We start from the raw sequence: 24,080 nt of genomic DNA on the forward strand, positions 1-24,080 counted from the left end.
CCTGTATTGATCTAAAACGTGGCCCTGACCTTGAGGTATGCCCGTCCAGAATTCTTTCGAGTTGGCCTATGATGCTCCGCCGATCAATGGTGAATTTTGCAAGGGGCGGAAATGATCGAAATTCCGGAACTCGTCATCCTGGTACTTGCCGGGTACAGACTCACCCAGCTCGGCGTCCATGACTCCATCCTGGACCCCGCCCGCGACCGGGTGTTCGACTGGCAGACCCGCCGCCCGGAGTCCAGCGTCCGGGCCTTCGTCATCACCCTCATCTCCTGCATCTACTGCCTCGGGTGGTGGCTCAACGGCGCGGTGCTGGCCGCCTACCTCCTGTGGCCGGACAACCGTGTGGTGCAGGTCGGCATCATGTGGTTCGCCCTGGCCGGTGCCGCCGCGCTCCTCAACCGGTGGGACGACTCTCGCAAGGCCAACGCATGAGCGCCCCGCGCCGCGAACTCAAGGCCGCTGCTGCCCGCTACACCCAGCGCACCGCGAAGACCTCCGCCCAGAACCCGGCACGCGCCGACCAAGAGCAAGCCTGGTCGTTCTACCGGACCCCGGAGGTCCGCAGCTTCGCCAACTGGATCGGCAACGCCATGAGCGGCGCCCGGATCTACGCCGGCCGACTGGGCCCCGGCGACAGCATCATCCCCGCCCCGGAGAACCACCCGGCCGCCCGGATCGTCTCCGAGATCGCCGGAGGGCGGCTCGGACAAGCCCAGCTCCTGCGCGAGTACGGTCGGCACCTCGCCGTCGCCGGCGAGGGTTGGACCGTCATCCGCCCCCGGGAAAACGACCTGCCCACCTGGCACGTCGTCTCCGTCCTCGAGATGACCACCAAGGGCAAGGGCATGGAAGCCACGATCGATGGCAAGCCGGTCACCATCCCGCCCGCCGACGAGGACACAGGCGAGGCTGCCAACGACCTGGACCCCATAGCCATCCGCGTGTGGGACCCGAGCCCGAAGAGGCACCTGGAAGCGGACTCCCCGGTCCTGGGCAGCCTCAACGAGCTGGAGGAACTACGCCTCCTCGGGGCCGCCGTCCGTGCCATCACGCTCTCCCGGCTCACCGGCCGCGGCATCCTCATCGTCCCCAAGGGCACACGATTCCCGTCCACCCCTGTCCAGGGAGACGCCGAGGACGACTTGATCGACGTCTTCATGGAGGTCGCCGAGACCGCGATCCGCGACCCTGCCAGCGCCGCCGCCACGGTACCGATCATCCTGGAAGTGCCGGCGGAGATGGTCGGGACCATCCAACGCCTCACCTTCGAGAGCAATTTCGACGAGTTGGCGATCAAGCTGCGCGAGGAGAACATCCGGCGCTTCGCCTCGGCCGCAGACATCCCTGGTGAGTTCCTGCTCGGCCGCCTGGGCGACGTCAACCACTGGGGCGCCTGGGAACTCACCGCAGAGGCGATCCGCCTCGGCATCGTGCCCCGGCTCGACGTTGTCACCCACGCCTACACCCACCACTGGCTGCGCCCCCTGCTGGAGAGCGAGCACGGGGTGGACGCCGAGGAGTGGTCCGTCTTCGCGGACTCCTCGCCCCTGCGCGTGCGTACCAACCGCTCGCAGACCGCCTTGCGTCTCTTCGAACTCAACGCCATCTCCGGCAAGGCCCTGCGCCGGGAGACCGGTTTCGACGAGGCCGACGCCCCCACCGCGCAGGACACCACCGACCGCGAACGCCAGCAGCATGACCAGGCGCAGCAGCCGGAGCAGGGCCGGGACAGCGGTGGCAGGACGAGCATCCCCGTGGACGAGTCCGAAAGCCTTCCGGACACCCTCCCCGCCTCCGCTACGCCCGGCCTGCCCACCGCCGTCCTGGAGGCCGCGGACGGCCTGATCTGGGCCGCGCTCGCCGCCGCCGGGGACAAGCTCCGCAAGACACCGGCCTGCCCCCGCTCCGAACGCGCCCGCGCCCGGGAGATCGAGCCCGCCCGCCTCCACACCATCATCCGCGTAGAACCGGAACAGGTCGAGCAATGGCACCTGCTGGAAGGCGCATGGCCACGCCTGCCGGAGATCGCGACCCGCCACGGCCTCGACCAAGAATGCCTGAACGCATCACTGGAGGCGTATTGCCGGGAGCTCATAGCCGCCGGCCTCGCCCACGACTACGAGTTCACCCGCGGCGCGCTGCGCGCCTCCTGCCTGACGGCGGCAGCATGACCGCCCCCCGGCGCACCGGCCCGCCCCCGCCACCGAACCTCGTCCTCACCATCACCCCGGCCGTGGACTGGCGCCTGGACTGGTGCCACGCCTGCAAAGCCTGGACACGGGCCACCGGCTCCACGTTCCTCCTGACCCCGGACGGAGTGGCCACCGTCTCCACCTGGTCCTGGTGCGAGGTCTGCGACGCCCCGGGGGAGGCGCACCGTGACTGACACGAAGGCCGCCCTCGCGACGGCGGAGCGGAACGTGGCCCGCACCGTCCGGACCGCCCTCCAGGAAGTTGCGGAGGAGTTCGCAGACGCCGTCTCCGGCGCGGATGAGCTCGTGGCCGCCCGGTTCTCCGTCGGCAGCATCGCCCGCATGTGGAACCGCCAGGTCCCGCGGATCGTGCGCCGCCTCTTCCTGGTGGCGGAGACCGCCGCCCATGACGCGGCGGACAGCGTGGGCGGCGAACTCGACGACACCTGGACAGACCTCCCCGCCCGGTACGACGACGGCCGTCAACTCCCCGAAGGGCTCGGCCAGTACGCCACGACGACGGAACACCTCCTGCGCGCCGTGGGAGACCGCCTCGCCGAGACCGCACGCACGGAACTCGCTGCGGGCCTGAACGCCGGGGAAGACGTGGACCAGCTCCGCGCCCGGCTCCGTGAGGCATTCGCCCGAGAGGGGGCGCAGCTCGGCACGGCCAGGGAGGAGCGCATCGCGGTCACGGAGGTCGGGCGCGCCTGGAACACGGCCACCCTGGAGGCCGGCCGGGCGCTGACTGGCCCGGACCGGCCGCTCGTCAAGCAGTGGCGCACACGCGGGGACCGGAAGGTCCGGGACGCGCATGACGCCGTGGACGGGCAACTCCAGCTCCTCGACGATCCGTTCAACGTGGCCGGTGTGCCCATGACCGGCCCCGGCGACCCAACCGCACCCGCCGCACTGGTCTGCAACTGCCGGTGCGTTCTTCGCCTGTCCCGAGCCGAGACACACGCCGCCGCCCTTGCATTCCAAGACGCCGGACGGAGACACGCTTACGAATCCCAGGAGACAACCATGGAAAACGGGCCCGTAACCGCCGCGGCGGACGGCAGCCACCTCCAGGGGGCCATGATCGCGCTCATCCCCACCCCCGAGGACGCCGCCCGTCTCGCCATCGAGGGCGGTGAGGACGTCGACGAACTCCACCTCACCCTCTACTTCCTGGGGGACGACGGCACCGCATGGAGTGAGGACCAGCGCCAGGAGCTCGCGGACGGCATCCGTTCCCGCGTCAGTGAGCTCGGCGGCCCTCTCCACGCCCGCGCGTTCGGCGCGAACCACTGGAACGCCGGATCGGACTCCCCGTCATGGGTGTGGGCCGTAGGCGACGACCGCGACCGGCCCGCCGACGCCCCCACCCTCGGCTACGCCGACGCCCTCATCACCGACGCCCTGGAAGACACCCACGAACGGCCCGAGCTCCCCACCCAGCACTCCCCATGGGCGCCACATGTGTGCGCTGCCTACAGCGCCGACCCGGGGCTCCTGGAGGAGCTGGAGGCGCGCCTCGGCCCGATCACCTTCGACCGTATCCGCCTGGCCTTCGCCGGCGACCGCATCGACATCCCCCTGAACCCGGAGGAGGAGACCATGCCCAACGAGGACACCACCGCGGACGGGATGCCCACCCGCGCTTGGTCGACACCCGGAGACGCCGGCCTAGCGTTCGAGAACCAGCAGACCGGCGACGGGAGGGTGTTCGTACCCGGCGCCCTGGAGTGGTCCGGACCGGGCCCGTGGCCGCTCCAGTACGCCGACGAAATGCTGAGCGGCCACGAGGGCGCCGAACTCGCCGGATCGATCAACAGCCTCGGCCGGGACGGCGACCGCATCACCGGTGACGGCGTCCTGTACCTCACCCAGCGCGCCGGCGCCGAGGCCGCCATGCTCCTGGAAGAGGAGGCGCCCCTCGGCGTGTCCGTCGACCTGGACGACGTCGATATCGAATTCGTCGACCTCACCATGAACCCTGAGGACGGCGGCGGCCTCGCCCTGGCCGCCTCCCTCGCCTCCGCGTCTCTCCTGCGCCTGGACGACGGCGGATGGATGATCAACGCCTCCACGGCCCCGTCCTGGACCGCGTCCGGCGGCCACCCCGCACGCCTCCGGCACACCGCGCAGCTCATCACCGGCCCCGGAGGCAACGTCACCCTCGCATCCGTACAGGCGGCGTTCGGCGGGGCCGGTGTCCTCACCGCCGCCGCCGGAGATCCGGACCCCGACGCTGGCACCGTCGTGCACTCGGAATCCTCCGGGGACCTCCTCATCCGCATCACCCGTGCCCGGCTCCGCGGCGCCACCCTCGTCGCGATGCCGGCCTACGACCGGGCCCGTATCGTCCTGGAACCCGTCGAGGAGAACCAGCCGCTGGCCGTCGCCCTCTCGCAGGTCCGGGCGGTCGTGGCCGCGTCTCCGGGCGAGGCACACCACCGGGTGGTGTCCTACGTGTGCGCATCCCCCGCCCCAGTGGGCGCGGCCGAGGCCGCCCGAGCGCTCGGCCTGGAGGCCAGCGCCGTCCGCGGCCACCTGCAGCGCGCCGCGAAGGCCGGCCGCCTGGTCCGCCTGGCCCCCGGCCTCTACATAGGCCCGTCCAGCATCCCCGAGGGCCGTGACGTGGCCGCCTCCGCCACAGCGGCCCTGTCCCGCCCCGCCCCGGTGACGCACACACACCAGGCGCCGGACGAGGCGATGGGCGAGCTCGTGGCCTCCGCCTGGACCGCGATGCGCGACGCCGACCCGATGCCCGCCGCCTGGTTCCGTGAGCCCACCCCGGAGGAACTGCCGCCCGGGAGCGGCGGTGTTCACTACGCAGGCGGCCGGATCTACGGATGGGTGGCGCAGGCCGGGGAGCCCCACGCCGGATACGCCGGCCGGAACCTCACCATCGAGTCCCTCGGCGCGCTGGACATGACCCACTTCCTGCGCGCCCGCTTCAAGCTCGACGACGGCAGCTACGTCAAGGCCGGAGCGTTCACGATGAACGCCCCCCACTCCCGCGACGGCGCCGAATGCGACACCGCCAGCTGCCAGTTCGACGACACCCGCACCGTGGCCGGAGTGATCACCGTCGGCCTCAACGAGCGCGGCCTCTGGTTCTCCGGCGCAGCCGCCCCGTGGCTGTCCCAGTGGGACCGGACCGTGTTCACCGCGTGTCAGCCGAGCTACCACATGCGGCAGGGCACGAACGGCCGCTGGCAGCTCCGCGCGGTCCTCTCCGTCCCCGTTCCCGGCCACTCCTCCCCGCTCATCGCCGCAGCGGTGGAACGCTCCAACCTGGCGCTCGCCGCGTCCGCCGCGGTGGTGGGCCCGGCCCACGACCTGGAGCGCGCCGTGACCACCGCGGCGACCCTCCAGGACCCGCAGCCCACACCCGCACCCGCGGCCGACCCCGCCGAGCCTGCCGTCCAGACAGCCGTTCAGGCGTCCGGTGACGCCGCGGACGTCATGGCCGCCCTCCTGCGCCCGGAGGCCCTGGACAACCTCCTGGACGCCCTCAACCACCGCCAGACCGAACACGACACCGCCCGGAGGGCCGAAGTGGAGCGGCTGTCCGCTGCCTTCGCGGCCGCTCCGCCCGCCACCGTCACTTTCTGACCCCCACCCCCTGAAAGGAGCACCGCCATGCCGTGCGCGTGCCAGAACAAGCGCCAGTCGTTCGAGGTCGTCCAGAGCGGAGGAACGGGCCGCGTCGCCTTCACCTCTTCCAGCCAGGGAACAAGTGAGGCGGTTGCAGACCGCTATGCCAAGAGCATCGTCCGCGACAAGAAGACCGGTGACCCCGTCTACCACTCGTGGCCGAAGGGAAGTTACGAGGTCGTTCTCCAGGCCGGGGCCGGCGAGGTCGTGTTCACCGGCACGGAGCGGAATCGCCTCAAGGCCTCCGCCGACGACCACGCCGGCGCCGTGGTGCGCAGCACCGCCAACAGGACCGTGGTCTACCCGCTGGCCGCCGCCCTCGCCGCCAACCCCGCGGCGTAGCCGCGGTAACTGAACCGCTTGACGGCGCTGGTGAGTAGCTATGCTGTCTCATCAGCGCCGCTGGTTTTGGGCCGGGCTCTCCGTTCGATGTATGGAGACCCGCCCCCATGGCCGAGTTCGAGCTCCCGCAGGACCTCAACACCCTCTCCGACGCCGCGTTCCTCACGTCCCTGACGGACGAGGACCTGGCCGACGCCCTCAACGTCTCGTCGGTGACCTTCGCGGCACTTGCCGCGGAGGACGCACTCACTGACGACTCCCTCCAGCAGATGCGCGCGCTGGCCACAGGCTCCGAGGCGATCCGCTCCGAGCAGTTGGCCCGGCGGAAGGCCGCGGAGGCCGCCGCCGCCGAGATCGAGGCCATGGCGGCCCGGGTCCGCGGCGAGGACCCCAACACCCCGGCCCCGGCCGGGAACACCACCGCCGAGGGCGCCGAGGTCCAGGAGACTGCCGCGTCCGCCGAGACGGCCCCGGCCGCCCCGGCCGCGGAGACCGCCCCCGCTGCTCCGGCGCCGTCCGCGACCGCCGCGGCGGTCGTCCGTCCCGCCCTCAACCTCTCCGCGGTCCGCCGGGTCCAGCCGCGCGTCCTGCCCGAGCCGCCGGCGCCGACCACCCGCATCACCGCGGCCGTGGACGTCCCCGGCTACACCCCGGGCGCCCCGCTCGACTTCAACGACATCACCGCCGGAATCATCAGCCGCGCCAACGCGCTCAAGACGGCCGGCGGGGGTGTGGGGCAGGTCATCTCCTACCGTCACCCGTACTCGCAGGAGCTCATCGTCACGGACAGCTCCAGCGCCCCGGAGGGGACGACGGTGTCCCTGACGGCGTCGAACCAGCGGCGCCTTCCTCAGGGTGATCTCGTCGCCTCGGGCGGCTGGTGCGCCCCGTCGGAGACGATCTACACGCTCACGGACACCGCGTGCCCGGATCTCCTCTGGGACGCCCCGGAGATCCAGCTCGCGCGCGGCGGCCTGCGCTACTACAAGCCGCTCAGCCTGGACGTCGCGGCGATGACGTGGGTGCACACGGAGGCCGACGACATCAGCGGCGCCGAAAAGCCCTGTTACCGGATCCCGTGCCCGGAGCCTGTCGAGGTCCGCTGTGACGCGATCGGCGTGTGCCTGGAGGCCGGCATCCTGACACAGCGCCACTTCCCGGAGCTCGTCTCCTGGTACCTGCGCAACTCCATGGTCGCCCACGAAATCCGGGTGAAGCAGTACCTGTTCCAGAAGGCGCTCAACACCGCGACCCAGGTCACGTTGGCGCCGTCGTTCGGTGCGCTGTCCGCCGTGTTCGGTGCGGTCGCGTTGCAGTCCGCCGACATGATCGAACGTCACAGCCTCTGCGAGTCCACCGCCCTGGAAGTGGTCTTCCCGTACTGGTCCCGGCAGCTGTTCCTCGCGGACCTGGCCCGCCAGAACGGCGTCAACATCTGCGACCTGGACCCCGGTTGCGTGCAGGACACGTTCTCCAAGCTCGGCGTCCGCGTCCAGTTCGCCCGCGGCCTCAACCCCGCGGTCCCGGACGAGATCGGCGGCCCCAACCCGGCCACCGCGTTCCCGAGCGAGGTCAAGTTCCTCATGTACCCGTCCGGAAGCCTGGTCATCGGCCGCGGCGAGGAAGTCAACCTCGGCGTCATCCACGACTCGAACAAGTTCAAGTACAACGACTACACGGCCTTGTTTGCGGAGGAGTGCACGGCCCTGGTGGACCGGTCCGTGGACACGCGCCTGGTCACCGTCCCCGTGTGCCCGGACGGTGCCACCGGGGCGCAGCTCGAAATGGTCTGCGCCGCCAACGCGAGCTGACCCCTCACCCCGCTGGACTCGTGGCGGGCCCGCGCTCAGGTACCGCGGGCCCGCCACGCCCTCATTGAGCCCACGGAGGTGGAGCCATGCCCGCAGGGATGCGGAAACTAGTCGAGCCCATTCCCGGCACACCGCTGCCCCACGGCATCCTCAACGCGTGCACGACCGTCAAGGACGTGGACGACATCCACGAACTCATGGGCGTGGAGTGGATGGCCCTCGGCTGCTGCCCGGTGCGCCAATGGGTAGACCCCTGCGAGGCGGAGGAGTCCCCGGGGGAGGAGTCGCCAGGGGAACGGCCCGCCAAGGAGTTCTGCCGGCCGCACGTGGAGCACGCCGCCCCAATCACCCTGTACGCCGGTGCGGAGTGCTCCACCCTCGGCTGGTCGTACGAGGAAGCCGTCGCGCACGCCAAGGCGACGATGGAACTCGGCGAACAGCACGGCCTTGAGGCTGCGTTCTGGTCCAACCGGCTCACCACTGACGTGGTGGACCTGACCCCGCCCGAGGGGCCCGTATCGATCGCTCAGGGCGTCGCAGCTCTGGAGGGGTGCCTCGCGGAGTCCTACGGCGGGGCGGGCGTCCTCCACGTCCCGGCCGGTGTCGCCGCGCTCCTCGGCTGCTGCAACGTCCTGCGCGAGGACCCCGCCACCGGCGAGCTCCGGACCCTGGCAGGGAACTGCGCGGTCATCGGCGCCGGTTACTCGGCCATGAACACCGGGCCCGGCCAGATCCCCGCAGAGCCCGGTACCGCCTGGCTGTACATCACCGGCCCCGTCCACATCCGGCGCGGCCCCCTCGACGTTATCCCGGACCGGTCCGCGTCCGTGAACATCCGCACCAACGACCGCCGGATTCTCCTTGAGAGGACGTACGTGGTCGGCACGACATGCGCAGTCTGCGCGGTTCAGGTGGTGGTCTGCCCGTGAACGCGATCATCCGTGTCCAGCCGACCCGGCACAAGCGCGTCGAGTTCGCCCGGTGGGCGGTCGCCCAGCAGCCAAAGGTCGGCACAGTCTCCCCACAGGCCTTCGGCGTCCCGCCGCACCTCTTCACGGACATGCCGGAGGACCTGCTCCGCGGCTCCCTCGTGGACGGCCGACCGTACATCTCCCCGGCCGACGAAGAGCCCACCGAGCCCGCTCCCGTGGGCGCGCCGGACCTCCTGGGCGTAGCGACGTTCGAGGCGGGGGAGCTCGCCGCGGTCCTCGGCCAGGACAGACCACAGACACATGTCCCCCTCAGGGACACGGCGGGGGACACCAGCAGGGACACCCCCGCAGGAAATGGGACCACCGGAGCGGACATCCCGCCGGTGATCAGCGAGGACACCGCCACGGACACGGCGGACACCAGGAAGGACACGGCGGGGGACAGCGACTCAAGCGACCCAGCCACCGACAACCATCAGTGCCCACACTGCCCACGCTCCTTCACCTCATCCCGCGGCCTGGAAGTCCACGCCCGCCGTCACCGGGAGGACTGACCCATGCCCGTTGAACCCCTCCCCTGCGCAGCGCCCGAGCCCGAGCCGCCCACCCCGCCTTGCTGCTCCCCGGGCCTTGCGTCCACCGGCCTGTGCCTCGCGAACGGAACCCCGATCGCAGTCCTCGCGGTCACCGCCTGCGAGGACTGCGGCGCGACCGCCGCCGCCCCCACCCAGACAGGGTGGATGAACCTCCTCAACGGCCAGTTCGCGGCCGGGCCACCGCCCGCCGGCACGGAGGCCTGCGCCGGGCAGCCCGCCCAGTTCGAGGTCGGCCAGTGGTGCGACCTCGACGCCGAGGGCGAGGTCATCGCACCCGTCCTCGTGGAGTACGAGTACGACGAGGACGGGCAGCTCATCGGCGTCCGCACCCTCACCCCGGCCGGCGACCCGTACACGGTGACGGGCACGCTCGGGATCTGCCCCGGGCCTGTGGACGACGTCGAGTACCTGGTGCTGTGCGACGTCCAGCCGGACGGCACGGCCATCGAGTTCCTGCGGGCGCTCACCCCGAACGGGGACGACACGAGCACCGCGCGGGACACGACCCTCGACGGGACCGCGCCTTACACCCCGACGGGGACGGTCGGTGTGTGCCACCCGCCGCAGTGCCGGCACTGCGAGAGCAGCGTCCTGTGCGACGTCCCGGCGAGCACCGTCACGGCCCTGCTCCTCAACCCGCCGTCGCCCCCGGCGCTCGCCCGCTCCGGCACTCTGCCGAACGGCGTCGGCTGGGAGGTCTACGGCGGGTCCAGCAGCATCGCGAACTGGTGGAGCATCGCCCTGCTCCCCTCTCCGAGCAGCGGGCCGCTGCCGGTCACCTTCACTCAGCCCGTGGAGGCCGAGTGGTCCGCGCAGGTCGGGCGGCGCAGCGGGGGCGTCGGCGTCATCGTCATGCCCCCCGGCACGCAGCTCGTCTCCCTCGACCCCACGCACCTCTGGGACCCGGCCACCCGGAACCTCAGCCCGGTCGCGACCGCCGGCCCGGTCGGCGCGGGCGCCCCCGTCTCCCGCTTCCGCCACCCCGGGCCCGTCACCGAGCTCCGGTTCGCCACCGACGGCGCCACCGGGTTCAGCACGACGCAGCGGATGGTCGGTGACTTCCTCATCACCCCGGCCACGCGGGCGTTCCTGCGCACGGTGTGCCGGGACTGCGACGGCCAGGTCCTCGACACCACCGACACCCACCTCGACGGCACCACCCCCTACACCGTCACGGGCCAGGCAGGCGTCTGCCACCCGCCGACAGAGGAGCCGTGCGCCTCCACAGTCGACATCCTGCGCCTGTGCGACCTCAACCCGACCGTCGAACCCGACCCGGAAACCGGCCTCCGCTGCGCCGTCCCGTTTCTGCGCCATCTGGTCCATGACTGCTCAGGCGCCCTGGTCGAGACCCGCGACACGACGGTGGACAGCAGCACGCCGTACACCCCGGTCCAGGTCACCGACTGCGGCAGCGGCCTACCCGCGCTCGCCGAACTCCTGTGGCCACAGACCGGGATCGCGGAGGACCCTGCCGGCGTCGCGCGGCAGGACTTCATCTACACGATCACCAACCCGCAGACCGACGAGACCGCTCACGTCCACCTCCACGCGAGCAGCACCTCACCGGGCGGCTGCGGTACGTACGACCCGGCGAACCCGGTCTTCAACAACCCGACCGTCTACACGCTCACCCTGGACGCCGCGGCCCAGGAGATGAGCGTCTTCCGGCTGGACCTCCTCGACTTCGACACCTTCGAGGGCGTCACCCAGCTCAGCCCGATCCCCTCCCGGGTCGAAGGTGACGTCACGTGGAACGGGTCCACGATCACGGCGAACACCAGCAACGCCCCCGCTTACGTCTACTGGGACCAGCCGCCCGCGACCATCTCCTACCGGTACGGCAACACCGGCGGCGGCCTGGCGTGCTCCGCCGTCGCGTTCCAGGGCATGACCCTCATCCCGGAGGGCTGCTGCGGCTGCGATGCGGCCGAGCCGTGCCGCGACACCGCGACGCTGCTGCTGTGCGACGAGACCAGCGACGTGACGTGGACACAGACAGCCGTGGCCGCAGACCCGAACTCTCCGCCCGATCAGGGCTGGGTCTTCACCCTCACCGCCGCAGACGACCCCGCGCAGGTCGCCAAGGTCCGCGTCACCACCAGCCAACGCCCTGCGGCCTCATGCGCCGCGAGCGGTCCACGCTGGTACGGCGGGGGCACGACCTTGACGTACGAGCTGGACGAGGTCGCCCAGACCTTCCCGACGCTGAGGGTCAACGTCCTGGACTTCGACAGGCCCGAGTACCTGACGATGCAGGGCAGCGCCACGCCGGACCGGCTGGGCGGCAGCGCCACCACGACCGGCAACGGGGTGATCCACTCCAACCTGGACAACTCCACCGGCTACCTGTACTTCGACGGGCCCCCCGCCAAGTTCGCGTACACCTTCACTGGCGCCTGCACATCGATCTCCTTCGACGCGATCAGCACTCGCACCACGCAGTTCCTCCGCAAGATCGTGACGGACTGCGAGACCGGCACCACCGTGTCCGTGGTCGACTCGCTACTCGACGGCACCCCGTACGAGGCCACGGGCGATGTCGGCCAGTGCCAGAGCACGGGCGGCGGCACGTCGCCGGAGCCGTGCCGCGACACGTCCAGCACCTTGCTCTGCGACACCGCGGCGACCGACGTCATCACCGTCTTCGACCCGGCCACCCGGCCGGACGCGGACGGCTGGGACGTCGTCTCCTTCACCGGGGCGAAGCCGGACGCCCCACCGGAGGCACCCCTCCCGTACCCGGCCCGCTACGCCACCGTGTCCGGCATGCCCGTCTTGGGCGCGCGGGCGGACGCGAACGCCGGATACGGCGGCGGCGGTTGGACCGGATACGACCTCGCCCCCGTTCGCTGGGTCCTCCGCAAGACCTTCCAGGCACCGGAGGACGGCGTCGCGGTCGCCCAGTCCGTGGGATTCCGGGGTGACGGCGGCGCCCGCGTCCGGATCAACGGCGCCGACTGCGGCCTGTACGGGCAGTGGAACCAGCCCGCGACCTCCGGCACGGCGCAGATCCCCGTCACGGCTGGCCCCAACACCGTGGAGATCGAGGTCCGGGACACCAACGGGCTGAACTACGTCACCGGCCGCCTCGACCTCGCCCTGCCGAAGACGACGCAGTTCATGCGCCGGCAGGTGGTGGACTGCGAGACCGGCGAGGTCATCGCCACGCACGACACCACCCTGGACGGCGACCCGTACACCGTCGTCGGTGAGGTTGGCGAGTGCCAGCCGGTCGCCGAGTGCTGCGAGCAGCCCCCGCCCGAGACCCGGGTCGACGTGGAGACGCAACTCCTGTGCGTCCGTGACCAGACGAGCGGTGACATCACCGGGAAGGTCATCGCCGAGCGGGTCTACGACGACCAGACCGGTGGCCTGGTGGAGCAGCGGCTCACCGACCTCGCCGGCGACCCGTACACCCTGCCGGCCGGGGCGGAGCTGGTGACGTGCCCGAGCTCGGACCGGATCACGCGACAGGTCTGCGTCGTCGAGTCCGGCCGCAGCGAGTTCCTGACCAACGCGGCCAACGCCACGGCTGGCGTGGACACGGATTGGCAGTGGGCACCGAACCTCAACGGTGTCTGGCACCCGATGTACCGGGTCGCGCCCAACGCCCTGTGGACCGCGACGGACACCGCGCCGAACAAAGCGCACTGGGTCGGCCCGCACTCCAACCGCACCGTCTGCCCGGCCGCCGGCGAAAACTCCCCGCCGGTCCCGGGCACCTGGTACACCCGGGCCTCGTGGAACCTGCCGGCAGACGTGAACCCGGAAACGATCCGGATCGCGGCGACGGTCCTGAACGCAGACAACAAGGTCGTGCAGTGGCGTCTCAATGACGGGGCGTGGCAGCCGGTCGGGGGCGGCACCCTCGCCAACCCGCCGTGGACGTTCCCTCCGACCGCCGTGCCTGGAGGGAGAGCAGGTCAGAACGAGGTCGTTGTCCAGATCCTGGAGACGCAACCGGCCGTGAACTGCCCGTCGGCCAACGAGGCCGGGATGCTGCTCCACGTCATCGCGACCTACGACCACGAGCCGCAGGTCTGGACGCAGATCATCGAGCCTGGCGGCCAGACGTACTACCTCGACGAGAACGGCGACCGGCAGAACTCCATCCCGGCCGGGAAGCGCCTCGTGGCGTGCGGCGGTGGAGGCGACGCGCCGTGCTGCCCGGCGGTGAACACCGACACCGTCACCCTGTGCGACACAGCCCCGGACGGCACGGTGACCGAGTTCCTGCGGCACCTCACCTATACGGAGGGCGTCGACGCTCCAGCGGTCGTGGACACCGGCCTGGACGGCACGACCCCGTACTCCGCGAGCGGCAGGGTCGGCCTGTGCCAGCAGCAGACCGAGGACTGCCGCAACGGCAGCACGCTCCTCCTCTGCGACGTCCCTACCGACGGCGCCCCGGCTGCGACGATCACCGACACCGCGCCGGCCCCGTACTACCCGTTCCCGACCGGCATGCCTATGGCCGGTGCCCAGGCCCTTTGGGACGGGAGCACCCTCACCGTTCCGCCCGGGTCCGGACCGCAGCCCGGGACGACGGGCACCGTGCGGACGATGGCCGCGAGCATCCAGGCCCCGCGCCCCGGATGCGACACCGGCACGGCGCGGGTGACCGTGTCGGTCGATGCCGAGCAGCTCGGCCCGGACGCCGGATGTGCCGTCACCGGCCACCTGCGGCTGTTCAACGGCACGACGCCCCTCGCTACAGCACTGCCGGCGAACAACACGCCGGTGGGCTGGTCGGGGACGCTGACGGTCGAAGCCGACGCGCCGGCCGCCGACGTTGCCGCCGGGAACCTCGCCGTCCTCCTGGCGCTCGATGTGTACGACGACTCACCTGCCGTGTGCCCCGGTAGCCCGCGTGAGACCTCGTGGCAGCTGTCCCGGTTCACCACGAGCGTCCTGTACGAGCAGACCGGTTGTGCGGAGCAGTTCCTCCGTACGGTCACGACGGACTGCGAGACGGGGGCCGTGACCGCGACATCGGACACCACCCTCGACGGGCAGCCGTACACGGTCACCGGCGAGCCGGGCCAGTGCGATGCCGGCGGCGGCTCCTGCTGCCCGGAGCGGCCATGCGGGGACACCGAGGTTCTCCAGCTCTGTGACCTGACGTACGACCCCCAGGCGCCCATTCCCACCCCGGCAAGAGACTTCGCCCTGACCGGGAACGTGGTGGCCGGCAACAACGGCACCACCCTGTGGTTCGCCCAGGCCAACCAGGAGGCCAACGGCGTAGCGGAGCTCACCGTCGGCGGGCTGCTCCCCGCCGTGAGGTACGAGTACCGGTTCGCGTCCGCGTGGATCGGCGCCGGAAACCCCACCCCGGCCACGAACAACGCGATCTATCTCCTGGAGATCCTGGACGGCACCACGGTCCTCGCCAACCGGACCCGCAACGTCTCCAACGGGTCCAACGTCTTCCCCGGCGGCACGCTGTCCGAAGACCTTCCGCCCGTGGCGTTCACCGCGCCCCCTACCGGCGCGGTCACCATCCGGCTCACCGACCAGACGACCGGCGGCCCCTTCAACGACAGGGACCTCTTCCTCATGCCGTTCGAGGTGCGGACGGAGACGCTGACCCTCACCCGTACCCCGTTCCTGCGGCGCTTCACCTACGCGTGCGACGGCAGTCTCACCTCGGCCCAGGATCTTGCCCTGGATGGCATCACGCCGTACGAGGTCCAGGGCGAGGCCAGTCACTGCACCGGCGGCGACGGAGGGACCACCTCGGCCGCCCCGTGCGACGTGCAGAACGTCATCCAGGAGTGCCGGTGCGACGACACCGACGGCGACGGCGAGGCGGACACCGACTACGTCGAGCTCCTGGGCGTCGACTGCGACGGCCAGCTCAGCTCGATCGGCACGTACACCGCGGACCTCTCCGCGCCGTACTCGCCGGTCGCACCGATTGACTGCCGTACCGGTGAGGCCGGGCCGCCCTCCGCGACCGGGGCGCAGGCCCACCGCGTCGAACTCACCGCAGGACAGACCTGGGACGCGAGCGCATGGCCGACGCTTCAGTCCGTCACGGCGGTTGCCCGGGGCGTCGGCACCGTGACCACGACTGACGGTGTATCCACCCTCGTCGCGGGAGAGTCCGTCACCTGGTCCGTGGCCCGCGACAGCGACGCCTCCCTCACCGGGCCGCTCACGATCGCGGCCACGGACGGCACGGTCACCGTGGCGTTCACCACCGCCATCACCCTCTGACCCCCTCACGGCCGCCCCGCGCCGGGGCGGCCCTCAAGGAAGGACCCCGAATCATGGCCGGAACCGTCGGCAGCGTCTCGACCCCGGACCTGGACGCCTTTGTCCTGTGCGACGACGACGGCGCCGGGACGGTCACGCCGTTCCTGCGCCGCTACACCCCGGGCGTCGCTCCCGGCTACGTCGACACGGCACTGGACGGGACGACTCCGTACACCGTCACGGGCACGGTCGGTACCTGCGCGCCGAACCCCACGCCGGACGCCGAGGTGAGTACTGCCCTCCACCGGTACACCGCCGCCGCGACCCCGGACCTGAAGGCGCTGTACCCGGGCCTGCAATCGGCCACGGTGACCGTGCTTGCGGGGACGGTGGCGGTGACGACTACAGGCGCGGCCGACCAGCCCGTACCGGCAGGCGTGGCGCTGACCTGGAGCACCAACGATGGTGACGACTCGTCACTGAGCGCGCTGTCGCTGAACATCCCGGCCGGCGCTGACGTGCTGGTGAGCGCGACCTACAAGGCGAGCGCCGCTGGGTGACCGGCGCCGTCGCCCGCCCACCCCCCTTTCAACGGCCCAGGAGGTCCCTCATGTCCGGAACGGGAGCCGCGCTGTCGCTGGACTGCCCGCAAACGCTCTCCACCGAGTGCTGGAAGGTGCCGGGCTACCGGTACGTGTCCTACGACAACTCGGCCGCCACGCCCTGTGGCGTCTCGGCGATCAACGGCACGGCGGCCGGTATCTGCGAGCGGCCGAACGTGCGCGTGACGTCGTGGGTCATCAACGGCAAGAACGTCATCGCGGACCCGTTCACCGATGGCTGGGACCTGTGCGGTGTCCCGTTCCTGTCCGATCTGGCCGCGACATTGAACACCTGGGACCCGTTCGCCGGCGGCTGGACCACCGCGTTCAGCGACGCGTGCGCGTATTTCCTGCGCTCCCGGGCGCTGCCGCCGACCGGTACGAAGTACGGCGTTCTCACGGCCGTCGACATCGATACCAAAGAGACCATCACGTTCACCCCGGTCGATACCGTCGTCGCGGACACCTACTACCGGCGCATCACTGAGGTGGACTGCGACGGCACGACCACGACGCGGTGGACCAACGACGCCGGGGCCACCGTCCCGGCCCCGGACCCGGCGCAGATCGTGGAGTGCACCGTTCAGGTCACCCCCGGAGCCCGGGTCACACCGACCCAGCGGGTACGGCCGCGTATCGCCCGGTTCACCGGCACGGCCAGCTCGACGAACCTCGACAGAATCCCGGCCGACGTCCAGTCCATGACCCTCACCGTCCTTGCCGGGGCCGTCCGCGTGCGGGCGGCAGGCTCCGGAGCGACGAACAGCAGCGGCGGCCCGACGACGTACGGCGACGATGTCACGGTCCCGGCTGGCATCACCCTCACGTGGGCCGTCGACGGCGACTCCAATGACCTTGCCCTCGATGGAGGCCTGATCTTCACCGGCACCGCGGCGGGCGCCGACTTCCTCGTTCACTGGACCGAGCACATCTACACGGACGCCGACTGATGGCCACTTCCAGCAGCATCCGCATCACAGGTGACGGGTTCGCTGTCCTCGCGGGCAATGTCGACCTTCAGCCGACCGCGTCCGGAGCCTGGACGAACACCGGCCTGGAGCTGACGCTCCCCGCTGCCGGCGTCTACCACCTCGACGCCTCCGTGCGCGCCGCCCTCAGCGGCACCAGCACCGTCAACACCTGGATCGTGGCCCGTCTCTGGGACGTCACCGCAGGCGCCCTGGTACCGAGCAGCGAAGTGCTGGTGCACCAGATCTCCCTAAGCACGGCAGGCGCGGCGGTCACCAACGGCAGCAATCAGCATGGGGCGATCAGCGTCCGCTACGCCGTGCCAGCAGCACGCCTTGTGCGGCTCCAGGTTGCCCGCGTGAACGGTGCCGGGGCTTCAGCGTCCGCTGCCATCCTGTCCGCTGACAACGGCCGAACCACGCTCCGATACGAGCGGATCACATGAGCGCGGGCGGCATGCGGATCGTGGTGCTCCTGCCCGTGTACGGGCGGAGCGCCCTCCCGACGGGGGCTTTCGTCACCAGCTACGAGTACGTTCGGGGGCTCGTGGCGGCCGGGCATCAGGTGCAGGTGGTGACGACGATCAAGGAGCCCGGTGAGCCGCGCACCGAGGACGGAGTGAGGGTGTGGCCGCTACGGGACTGGCGGCGCGCCGTCCGGGCCGCGCGGCCGGAGCTCCTGATCACCCACCACGGCGACCGGAAGGCCGCCCGGATCGTGTCCCAGGCCGCGAGCATCCCGCACCTGTTGATGGTTCACGGCATGAGCGACGACCGAAACCTCGGGCGCCCGGGCCTGGTGTGGTACCCCTCTGCGGCGTGCCGCGGCCACTACCCCGACCACCACGGCCAGGCCCTCGTCCTCCCGCCGCCGATCGACCCGGGCCGCTACCGCACCACCCCCGGCACCATGGTCACCCTGAACGGCTCCACGGTCGCGAAGGGCGCCGACGTCCTGGCCGCGGTCGCCGCACACCTGCCGGAGACCCGGTTCCTGATGGTGCGCGCGGCCGGCCACACCCCCGACGGGCCGCTCTCGCCGAACGTGGTGGTAGCCGACCGTACCGACCCGCGGCACATCTACGCCCAGACACGGGTGCTGCTGATGCCGTCCACCACGGAGTCCTACGGCCGGGCCGGGGTCGAGGCCATGCTGTCGGGCATCCCTGTCCTCGCGGCCCCGCTGCCCGGTATCCGTGAAGCCCTCGGGGATGCGGCCACATACATCCCGCGCGAGGACACCGGCCGGTGGGTGGCCGAGCTCCGCCGACTCACCGACCCAGCGGCCTACGCCGCGGCGGCGGCCCGGTGCCGCGCCCATGCGGACGGCTTGGACTACGCCGGGAACCTGCGGGCGTTCGAGGCCGCGTGCCGCAGCCTGCGCCCCCGGCACGTCCGGCCCCCTGGTCCGGCCGTACGCCCGCCCGCACCGCCCAGAAACAGGCGCCGGGGAACGGCAGCGTGACGAAAGACCCCGGCGGATAGACTCGTTGTGGATGCCGCTGGTTCTGGGCCGGGCCGACACACCACTTAACGCTGCTGGTTGTGGGCCGAGCCGTCCAACTCCCTTGTTGGAGGGCCAACGTGCCAGCTCCCCTGATTTCCAATGCTGCAACCGTCCGGATCACCCGCGTCGACGGCTGCGGCCGTCCCGTCTGCGGCGACGACTCCGCCTACGTCACCGACTGTTTCGCCTCCGTGCAGATGGCCGCGAACGTGGAGGACGGCGAGGACATCACCTTCAAGGCCGCCAACGGCCGCCAGTGTGGCTACCGCAAGGGCTGCCCGACGCTGAACGGCTACGACTTGACGTTCAGCTTCTTCCAGGCCTCACCAGAGCTCACGGAGATCATGACCGGCTCCCCGGTCTACTTCGACTACGCGGGCATGCCGATCGGGTTCGATTCCTGTTCGATTGCCTGCAAGTCGGGCTTCGCGCTGGAGGTCTGGACGGACGTCCTCGGTGAGGACGTGTGTGCCGACGAAGCCGCGGAGGGAGCGTGGGTCTACTTCCTGCTGCCGTGGGTGACCAACGGCATCATCGGTGACCTCGAACTCGCCAGCGAGGCGGTCAACCTGGAGCTCACCGGCGCGACCAGGTCGGGCGGGAAGTGGGGCACCGGCCCGTACGACGTCCAGGCGCAGGACGCCGCCGGCACCGCGGGCCCGATGCTCACCCCGCTCGGCCCGAACTGCCACCGCCGCATGTTCATCACCTCGACCCCGCCGCCGGAGCCGTCCACCACGTACGTTCCGGTCGCGGGCGATTTCTGCAAGGCATCCTGACGATGGGTGAGCTCGACATCGTTGTGCCGGTGCGGGAGGGCGCCGCCAATGAGCAGCTGCGTTATGCGCTGCGCTCCTGGGCGGTCAACCTCCCGCACCGGCGGGTGTGGCTCGTGGGTGGCCGGCCGCCGTGGGCGGACGGTGTGGAGCACATCCCCACCCGGCAGGCGGGCCGGACGAAGTACCGGAACACGACCGCCGCCATGCGCGCCGTGTGCGAACACCCCGACGTCTCGGACACGTTCCTCTACTGCAATGACGATTTCTTCGTCATGCGTCGCCTGGAGTCCATGCCGGTGTTCCACCGGGGCCCGGTGCGGGAGGTGGAGGCGTACTACGCCACGCGCGGGAACGGGTCCTACTTGCGTGGGCTCCGGGAGACGCGGGACCTCCTCGTGGGCCTCGGGCATGAGGATCCGCTTTCCTACGAGCTCCACGTCCCGCTCCCCATCCGCAAAAACGGGATGTTCCATGCGCTGGAGGTGGGCGGCCACCTCGACGTCCTTCACAAGCGGACGGCCTACGGAGTGCTCGCCGGGATCGGCGGTGAGCGGATGGCGGACGTCAAGGTCCTCGACCGCGGCCCCCGCTTCGACACCACTGGCACGTATCTGTCCACCATGCCGGACTCCTTCACCAACGGCATGGTGGGCCGTCACATCCGCGAGAGCTTCCGCCGGCCGGGCCCGTACGAGAGGGGACGCCGGTGAGTCTCCAGATCGGCCCTTGCGAACCATGGCCCGTGGCGCTCTGCTGCGACGTGGAGGAACGCGACCCGGCCGAGGTGGAACGCTGGACACGGGTTGCCTCCACGATCCTCTGGCACCTCTCCGGCATGCGCTACGGCCCGTGCCCGGTGACGGTGAGACCGTGCTCCCGCTCCTGCCTGGACACGGCAGGCCCGATCTCCTTCCAAGCCGTGTCCGGCGCTTCCACTGGAGGCTGGATCCCGTACATCGACGCCGGTGGCGTCTGGCGTAACGCGTCCCTGTGCGGCTGCAAGAGCGCCTGCTCCTGCGGCGAGTTGTCGGAGCTCTACCTCCCGGGCCCCGTGTATGACGTGGTGGAGGTCAACGACGGCGGGACGATCCTCGTCCCGGGCCTGGAGTACCGGGTGGACGCCCCCGGCCGCCTGGTGCGCCTCGGCGGCCAGCAGTGGCCGACGTGCCAGGAGATGGCCGAGCCGCCCGGTGCGCCCGGCACCCTGACCGTGACCTACCGGTGGGGCCTCCCGCTCGACGAGGCTGCCGTCGCCGCGGTGTCGGAGCTGGTGTGCCACTTCCTCAAGGGCTGCGGCGCAGGAGGCTCCTGCGGATGCAAAGCGAACCGCAACGTCACGAGGATGACCCGCCAGGGCGTTGAGATGGAGCGCCAGGACCCGACGCTCCTCTACGCGGAAGGGCTGACCGGATTGGCCACCGTCGACATGTGGCTCCTCGCGGTCAACCCCTACCGCCAGCGCTCGCCCTCACGCGTGTACTCGCCGGACTACAGGCGCCCACGCGTCACCGTCTGGCCCTAGGGAGGCTCTGCAATGCCCTTGACCCCGTTCGCGGTTCACGACCTGGCGGAGGCCGTCCTCGGCTGCGTGTGCGCCGCACTGGACGCCGCCGCGGAGGAGATCCCCGGACAACCCGGATGCCCTGAGTGCCGCGCGTGCGTCATCCCCGGCCAGGCGGCTTGGGACAGTTGCGACGCAGAGCAGGGATGCGGAGGCGCCGGCGGCGCGCCCGGACAGCTCACCGTGAACGTGGCCCGCATCTACCCGGCCGCCCAGGGCTTCCCCGCGGAGGACCGCACCGTCCAGGGCGTCCGTGGCTGCACCCCGGCCCCGCTCACCGCCGTCGAGCTCGTCATCACCCTCCTGCGGTGCGCGCCGGTGATGGACGAGGACGGGTGCCCGCCGTCGTGTGAGGAGCAGACCGAGGCCGCGCGGATCCTCCACGTGGACATGGCCACCGTCTACTCCGCCCTCTGGTGCTGCCTCTCCGGTCTCGGCCCGCACCCGCGGAAGCCGTACCGGTTCCTGGTCGGCGGTCAGCGGACCATCGGGCCGGAAGGCGGTTGCGTCGGCCTGGAGCAGCGGGTCACTGTGGCTCTGCCTGGGTGCGGGCGCTGCCCTGGCGAGGAGACGTCGTGAGCGTGGAAGTCCGGATCGACCAGGGCCGTATCGCCCGTCTGCTCCGCAGACGCGGCGGCCGGGCCGAGCAGAAGTTGCGGGAGCGGACGCGGCGGGTCGCGGCCATCGCGGAGGCCGAGGCACCCGGCAGCATGGGCAAGTACATCAGTTGGAAGGTCGCACCGGGGCCGGGAGGCATGCAGGGTGTCATCGTGTGCGATCACCCCGCGGTCCACTACGTCTTGAACGGCACAAGGCCTCACCTGATTAAGCCGCGTCGCGCAAATGGGGTGTTGAGGTTCGAGGTGGACGGCGGCCGGGTGGTGTACACGAAGCTGGTACGACACCCTGGCACGAAACCGAACAACTTTCTTGCTCGTGCGCTGCGTGAGGGGCGGTAGAGGCGGGCTGTCTGGCCAGTGACTGAGCTCATTTGACGGTGCAATCAGATTCACGACCTCGGAGCACTGGACCAGAAGTCTCTAGCGGTACAGCATGGATATAAACGGGTGCGATCGAAGAACTAAGGCGGATGCCGGGATCTACTTGGCAGACACTTCGAATTCGCATCCGATCGGCCACGCCGCAGCGTTGTGGCGCATCGGCCCTCCAGCAACTACAGTTCGCAACACACTGGAAGTTGAAATGCTAACGAAGAAGCGGGCGGCACGACTCGCAGCGACTACCGCTCTCGTCACGGCGCTGGCTCTCGGAGGAAGCGCGGGCATCGCCTTCGCTGATGACGGAAGCGGCAACGACGACTCCAGTAGCAGTGCTGGCAACAGCGACACCGGCGGCGGTAATACCGACGAAGACTGGACCCCAGGTGGTGCCATGCAGGGCGGGGTCAATCCGGATGACAGCGGTGCCATGCACGGCGGGGTCAATCCGGACGACAGCGGTGCCATGCACGGCGGGGTCAATCCGGACGACAGCGGCGCAACCAACAACAGTGGCAACCCCGACAACACGCAGACGTACGATCAGACCCAGGTGCATTTCTACAGCATTTCTGTGCCAAACAAGCCTCGCGCGCAGGAGGATAAGCTGGCAGAGGCAGGTCTGGACACAATCAACTGCGCCAAGGAAAAAATTGGACTCCAGAAGGCCGCCGGAATAATCGGAGCAGCCTACGGCCCCGTGGCTAAGGTCGTGCTGGCAGGCAGCAAGTACTTTGTCTATCTCAACGACATAGAACTCGTTAACGCCACGCACGGAAAGGAGAAGGCCGAGTATCAGAAGAGGCTAATCCTGGACATTCGCGGGGAACGCGGCTGCTACACGCTTGGGGAGAAAACCCTCTCCGGTGCTTATAAGTGACCCCCGCCCGGCGAAATGCCTGGATGCGCTTTCCCTTTCTGAAGGGTTTGCGGGCCGGACGGAGCCTCGTCGACAACCAACCCTCTTGGCCTCCGTCGAATGCCTGACGGGAGATGGCGCTGACGTTCGATTAGTTGGGCAGCGTCGTTCCCGAGCGTCCGTCCCGAGTCGACACTGGTTCGCAGGACGTGGCGCGATCGCGACCGGTTACCCTGCCGGTACGCCGCTGGTTTTGGGCCGGGCGAGGAGCGTGAGACAGGAAGACCACCTGTGCGTAAATCCTTTGCCCTTCACACCGAGCCGCACGTCGCCGATGTCGGCGGGACAGAACTCTTCTTCCAGCCCGAGGTGTTCGGGGACGAGTTCATGGACGCCTACGCAGAGTTGAGGGATGCCCGGAAAGCTGAGGGCGTCGACCTGGACGACCTCGCCGACGCCGACCCCTCCGACATCCGCAAGTCGGGCCGTGCGCTGCGGGTCTTCCTGGCCCGGCAGATGCTGCCCGAGTCCGCCGAGCAGTTCCTCCGTATCGACGTCGTCAAGGCCGGCAAGGTGCTGCGGTCCTTCCAGGACCTGGAGGAGGCGGAGGCGTACGCAGCGAAGCAGAAGGGGGCGCGCATCGTGGACGCGTTGCGGCTGCCGCCCCGCGTCCCCGCCGAGCTGATGGAGTGGGTGGTCGAGCTGTACGGGGGTGGTGGTGACGCCCGCCCTACTACGTCGTCCAGCGGCTCCTCAACAGCATCTCGGCAAGCTGGGAGTCGTGGGACGGGGCGCTCGCCCTCCAAGGCATCGACCCGCACACGTGGCCGCTGAGGCGGATGCTGTCTGCCGCCGAAGCCGCGATGGACATGGCGGCCGAGGACGACGCCGAGCGGCAGCGGAACCGGGCGCAGCTGTACGCACCACCCAAGGAGGCGCGTCGGCGGATGTCCGGCGGCGCGCTGAGGCGCGATGCGGCCGGACTCAGTGCGGGCGATGCGCGGGCGCTGATGGCGCAGATGGCGGCGGAGGATGCCCGGTTCGGTGGGCCCCGTGGCTGAGTACGGTCACCGGC

Annotated in this window: 21 protein-coding genes; all 21 read left to right on the forward strand. The window is 70.4% G+C overall.

Annotated features, from left to right (window positions below):
- Window positions 1-111 precede the first annotated feature (111 nt).
- The 21 genes from ACIRJP_RS18950 to ACIRJP_RS19050 all read left to right on the forward strand — a co-directional run bounded on the left by ACIRJP_RS18950 (window position 112) and on the right by ACIRJP_RS19050 (window position 24,066).
- Window positions 112-438, forward strand: a complete 327-nt coding sequence (locus ACIRJP_RS18950; protein ID WP_404175064.1) for a DUF1360 domain-containing protein — start codon at window positions 112-114, stop codon at window positions 436-438.
- Complete coding sequence (locus ACIRJP_RS18955; RefSeq protein ID WP_404175067.1) at window positions 435-2,177, forward strand: hypothetical protein; 1,743 nt, start codon at window positions 435-437, stop codon at window positions 2,175-2,177. The genes ACIRJP_RS18950 and ACIRJP_RS18955 overlap by 4 nt, the downstream gene beginning before the upstream one ends.
- Window positions 2,174-2,392: a hypothetical protein gene (locus ACIRJP_RS18960; RefSeq protein WP_404175070.1), complete on the forward strand. Its 219-nt coding sequence runs from the start codon at window positions 2,174-2,176 to the stop codon at window positions 2,390-2,392. The genes ACIRJP_RS18955 and ACIRJP_RS18960 overlap by 4 nt, the downstream gene beginning before the upstream one ends.
- Complete coding sequence (locus tag ACIRJP_RS18965) at window positions 2,385-5,804, forward strand: phage minor head protein (protein ID WP_404175073.1); 3,420 nt, start codon at window positions 2,385-2,387, stop codon at window positions 5,802-5,804. The genes ACIRJP_RS18960 and ACIRJP_RS18965 overlap by 8 nt, the downstream gene beginning before the upstream one ends.
- A 27-nt stretch (window positions 5,805-5,831) precedes the next feature.
- Window positions 5,832-6,188, forward strand: a complete 357-nt coding sequence (locus tag ACIRJP_RS18970; protein ID WP_404175076.1) for a hypothetical protein — start codon at window positions 5,832-5,834, stop codon at window positions 6,186-6,188.
- Between the two features lie 107 nt (window positions 6,189-6,295).
- Window positions 6,296-7,999, forward strand: a complete 1,704-nt coding sequence (locus tag ACIRJP_RS18975; RefSeq protein WP_404175078.1) for a major capsid protein — start codon at window positions 6,296-6,298, stop codon at window positions 7,997-7,999.
- An 86-nt stretch (window positions 8,000-8,085) separates the two neighbouring features.
- Entirely contained in the window at window positions 8,086-8,928 is an 843-nt protein-coding gene (locus ACIRJP_RS18980) for a cupin (RefSeq protein ID WP_404175081.1), read from the forward strand.
- Window positions 8,925-9,485 (forward strand): C2H2-type zinc finger protein, encoded by a 561-nt coding sequence (locus ACIRJP_RS18985; protein WP_404175084.1) that lies wholly within the window; start codon window positions 8,925-8,927, stop codon window positions 9,483-9,485. Before ACIRJP_RS18980 ends, ACIRJP_RS18985 begins: the two co-directional genes overlap by 4 nt.
- Window positions 9,486-9,488: 3 nt before the next feature.
- The gene (locus ACIRJP_RS18990) at window positions 9,489-15,752 is read left to right on the forward strand and encodes a hypothetical protein (protein WP_404175087.1); all 6,264 of its coding nucleotides are present in this window, start codon (window positions 9,489-9,491) and stop codon (window positions 15,750-15,752) included.
- A 53-nt stretch (window positions 15,753-15,805) separates the two neighbouring features.
- Window positions 15,806-16,291, forward strand: coding sequence for a hypothetical protein (locus tag ACIRJP_RS18995; protein ID WP_404175090.1), 486 nt, complete (start codon window positions 15,806-15,808; stop codon window positions 16,289-16,291).
- A gap of 50 nt (window positions 16,292-16,341) precedes the next feature.
- On the forward strand, window positions 16,342-17,283 hold the full coding sequence (locus ACIRJP_RS19000) for a hypothetical protein (RefSeq protein WP_404175093.1): 942 nt from the start codon (window positions 16,342-16,344) through the stop codon (window positions 17,281-17,283).
- Window positions 17,283-17,747 (forward strand): hypothetical protein, encoded by a 465-nt coding sequence (locus tag ACIRJP_RS19005; protein ID WP_404175096.1) that lies wholly within the window; start codon window positions 17,283-17,285, stop codon window positions 17,745-17,747. Before ACIRJP_RS19000 ends, ACIRJP_RS19005 begins: the two co-directional genes overlap by 1 nt.
- A complete protein-coding gene (locus ACIRJP_RS19010; protein ID WP_404175099.1) occupies window positions 17,744-18,766 on the forward strand; it encodes a glycosyltransferase in 1,023 nt (340 codons plus the stop codon). Before ACIRJP_RS19005 ends, ACIRJP_RS19010 begins: the two co-directional genes overlap by 4 nt.
- 119 nt (window positions 18,767-18,885) lie before the next feature.
- Complete coding sequence (locus ACIRJP_RS19015) at window positions 18,886-19,587, forward strand: hypothetical protein (protein WP_404175102.1); 702 nt, start codon at window positions 18,886-18,888, stop codon at window positions 19,585-19,587.
- A gap of 2 nt (window positions 19,588-19,589) precedes the next feature.
- Window positions 19,590-20,297, forward strand: coding sequence for a hypothetical protein (locus ACIRJP_RS19020; RefSeq protein WP_404175106.1), 708 nt, complete (start codon window positions 19,590-19,592; stop codon window positions 20,295-20,297).
- Window positions 20,294-21,109, forward strand: a complete 816-nt coding sequence (locus tag ACIRJP_RS19025; RefSeq protein ID WP_404175109.1) for a hypothetical protein — start codon at window positions 20,294-20,296, stop codon at window positions 21,107-21,109. The genes ACIRJP_RS19020 and ACIRJP_RS19025 overlap by 4 nt, the downstream gene beginning before the upstream one ends.
- A gap of 12 nt (window positions 21,110-21,121) precedes the next feature.
- Window positions 21,122-21,727 (forward strand): hypothetical protein, encoded by a 606-nt coding sequence (locus tag ACIRJP_RS19030; protein ID WP_404175112.1) that lies wholly within the window; start codon window positions 21,122-21,124, stop codon window positions 21,725-21,727.
- Complete coding sequence (locus ACIRJP_RS19035) at window positions 21,724-22,107, forward strand: hypothetical protein (RefSeq protein ID WP_404175115.1); 384 nt, start codon at window positions 21,724-21,726, stop codon at window positions 22,105-22,107. Before ACIRJP_RS19030 ends, ACIRJP_RS19035 begins: the two co-directional genes overlap by 4 nt.
- Window positions 22,108-22,252: 145 nt before the next feature.
- The gene (locus ACIRJP_RS19040) at window positions 22,253-23,026 is read left to right on the forward strand and encodes a hypothetical protein (protein ID WP_404175118.1); all 774 of its coding nucleotides are present in this window, start codon (window positions 22,253-22,255) and stop codon (window positions 23,024-23,026) included.
- 270 nt (window positions 23,027-23,296) lie between these two features.
- Complete coding sequence (locus tag ACIRJP_RS19045; RefSeq protein ID WP_404175121.1) at window positions 23,297-23,839, forward strand: hypothetical protein; 543 nt, start codon at window positions 23,297-23,299, stop codon at window positions 23,837-23,839.
- A 5-nt stretch (window positions 23,840-23,844) separates the two neighbouring features.
- Window positions 23,845-24,066, forward strand: coding sequence for a hypothetical protein (locus ACIRJP_RS19050; RefSeq protein ID WP_404175124.1), 222 nt, complete (start codon window positions 23,845-23,847; stop codon window positions 24,064-24,066).
- Window positions 24,067-24,080 lie beyond the last annotated feature (14 nt).

Source organism: Streptomyces sp. NPDC102437 (assembly GCF_044765565.1).
Lineage (GTDB): Bacteria > Actinomycetota > Actinomycetes > Streptomycetales > Streptomycetaceae > Streptomyces.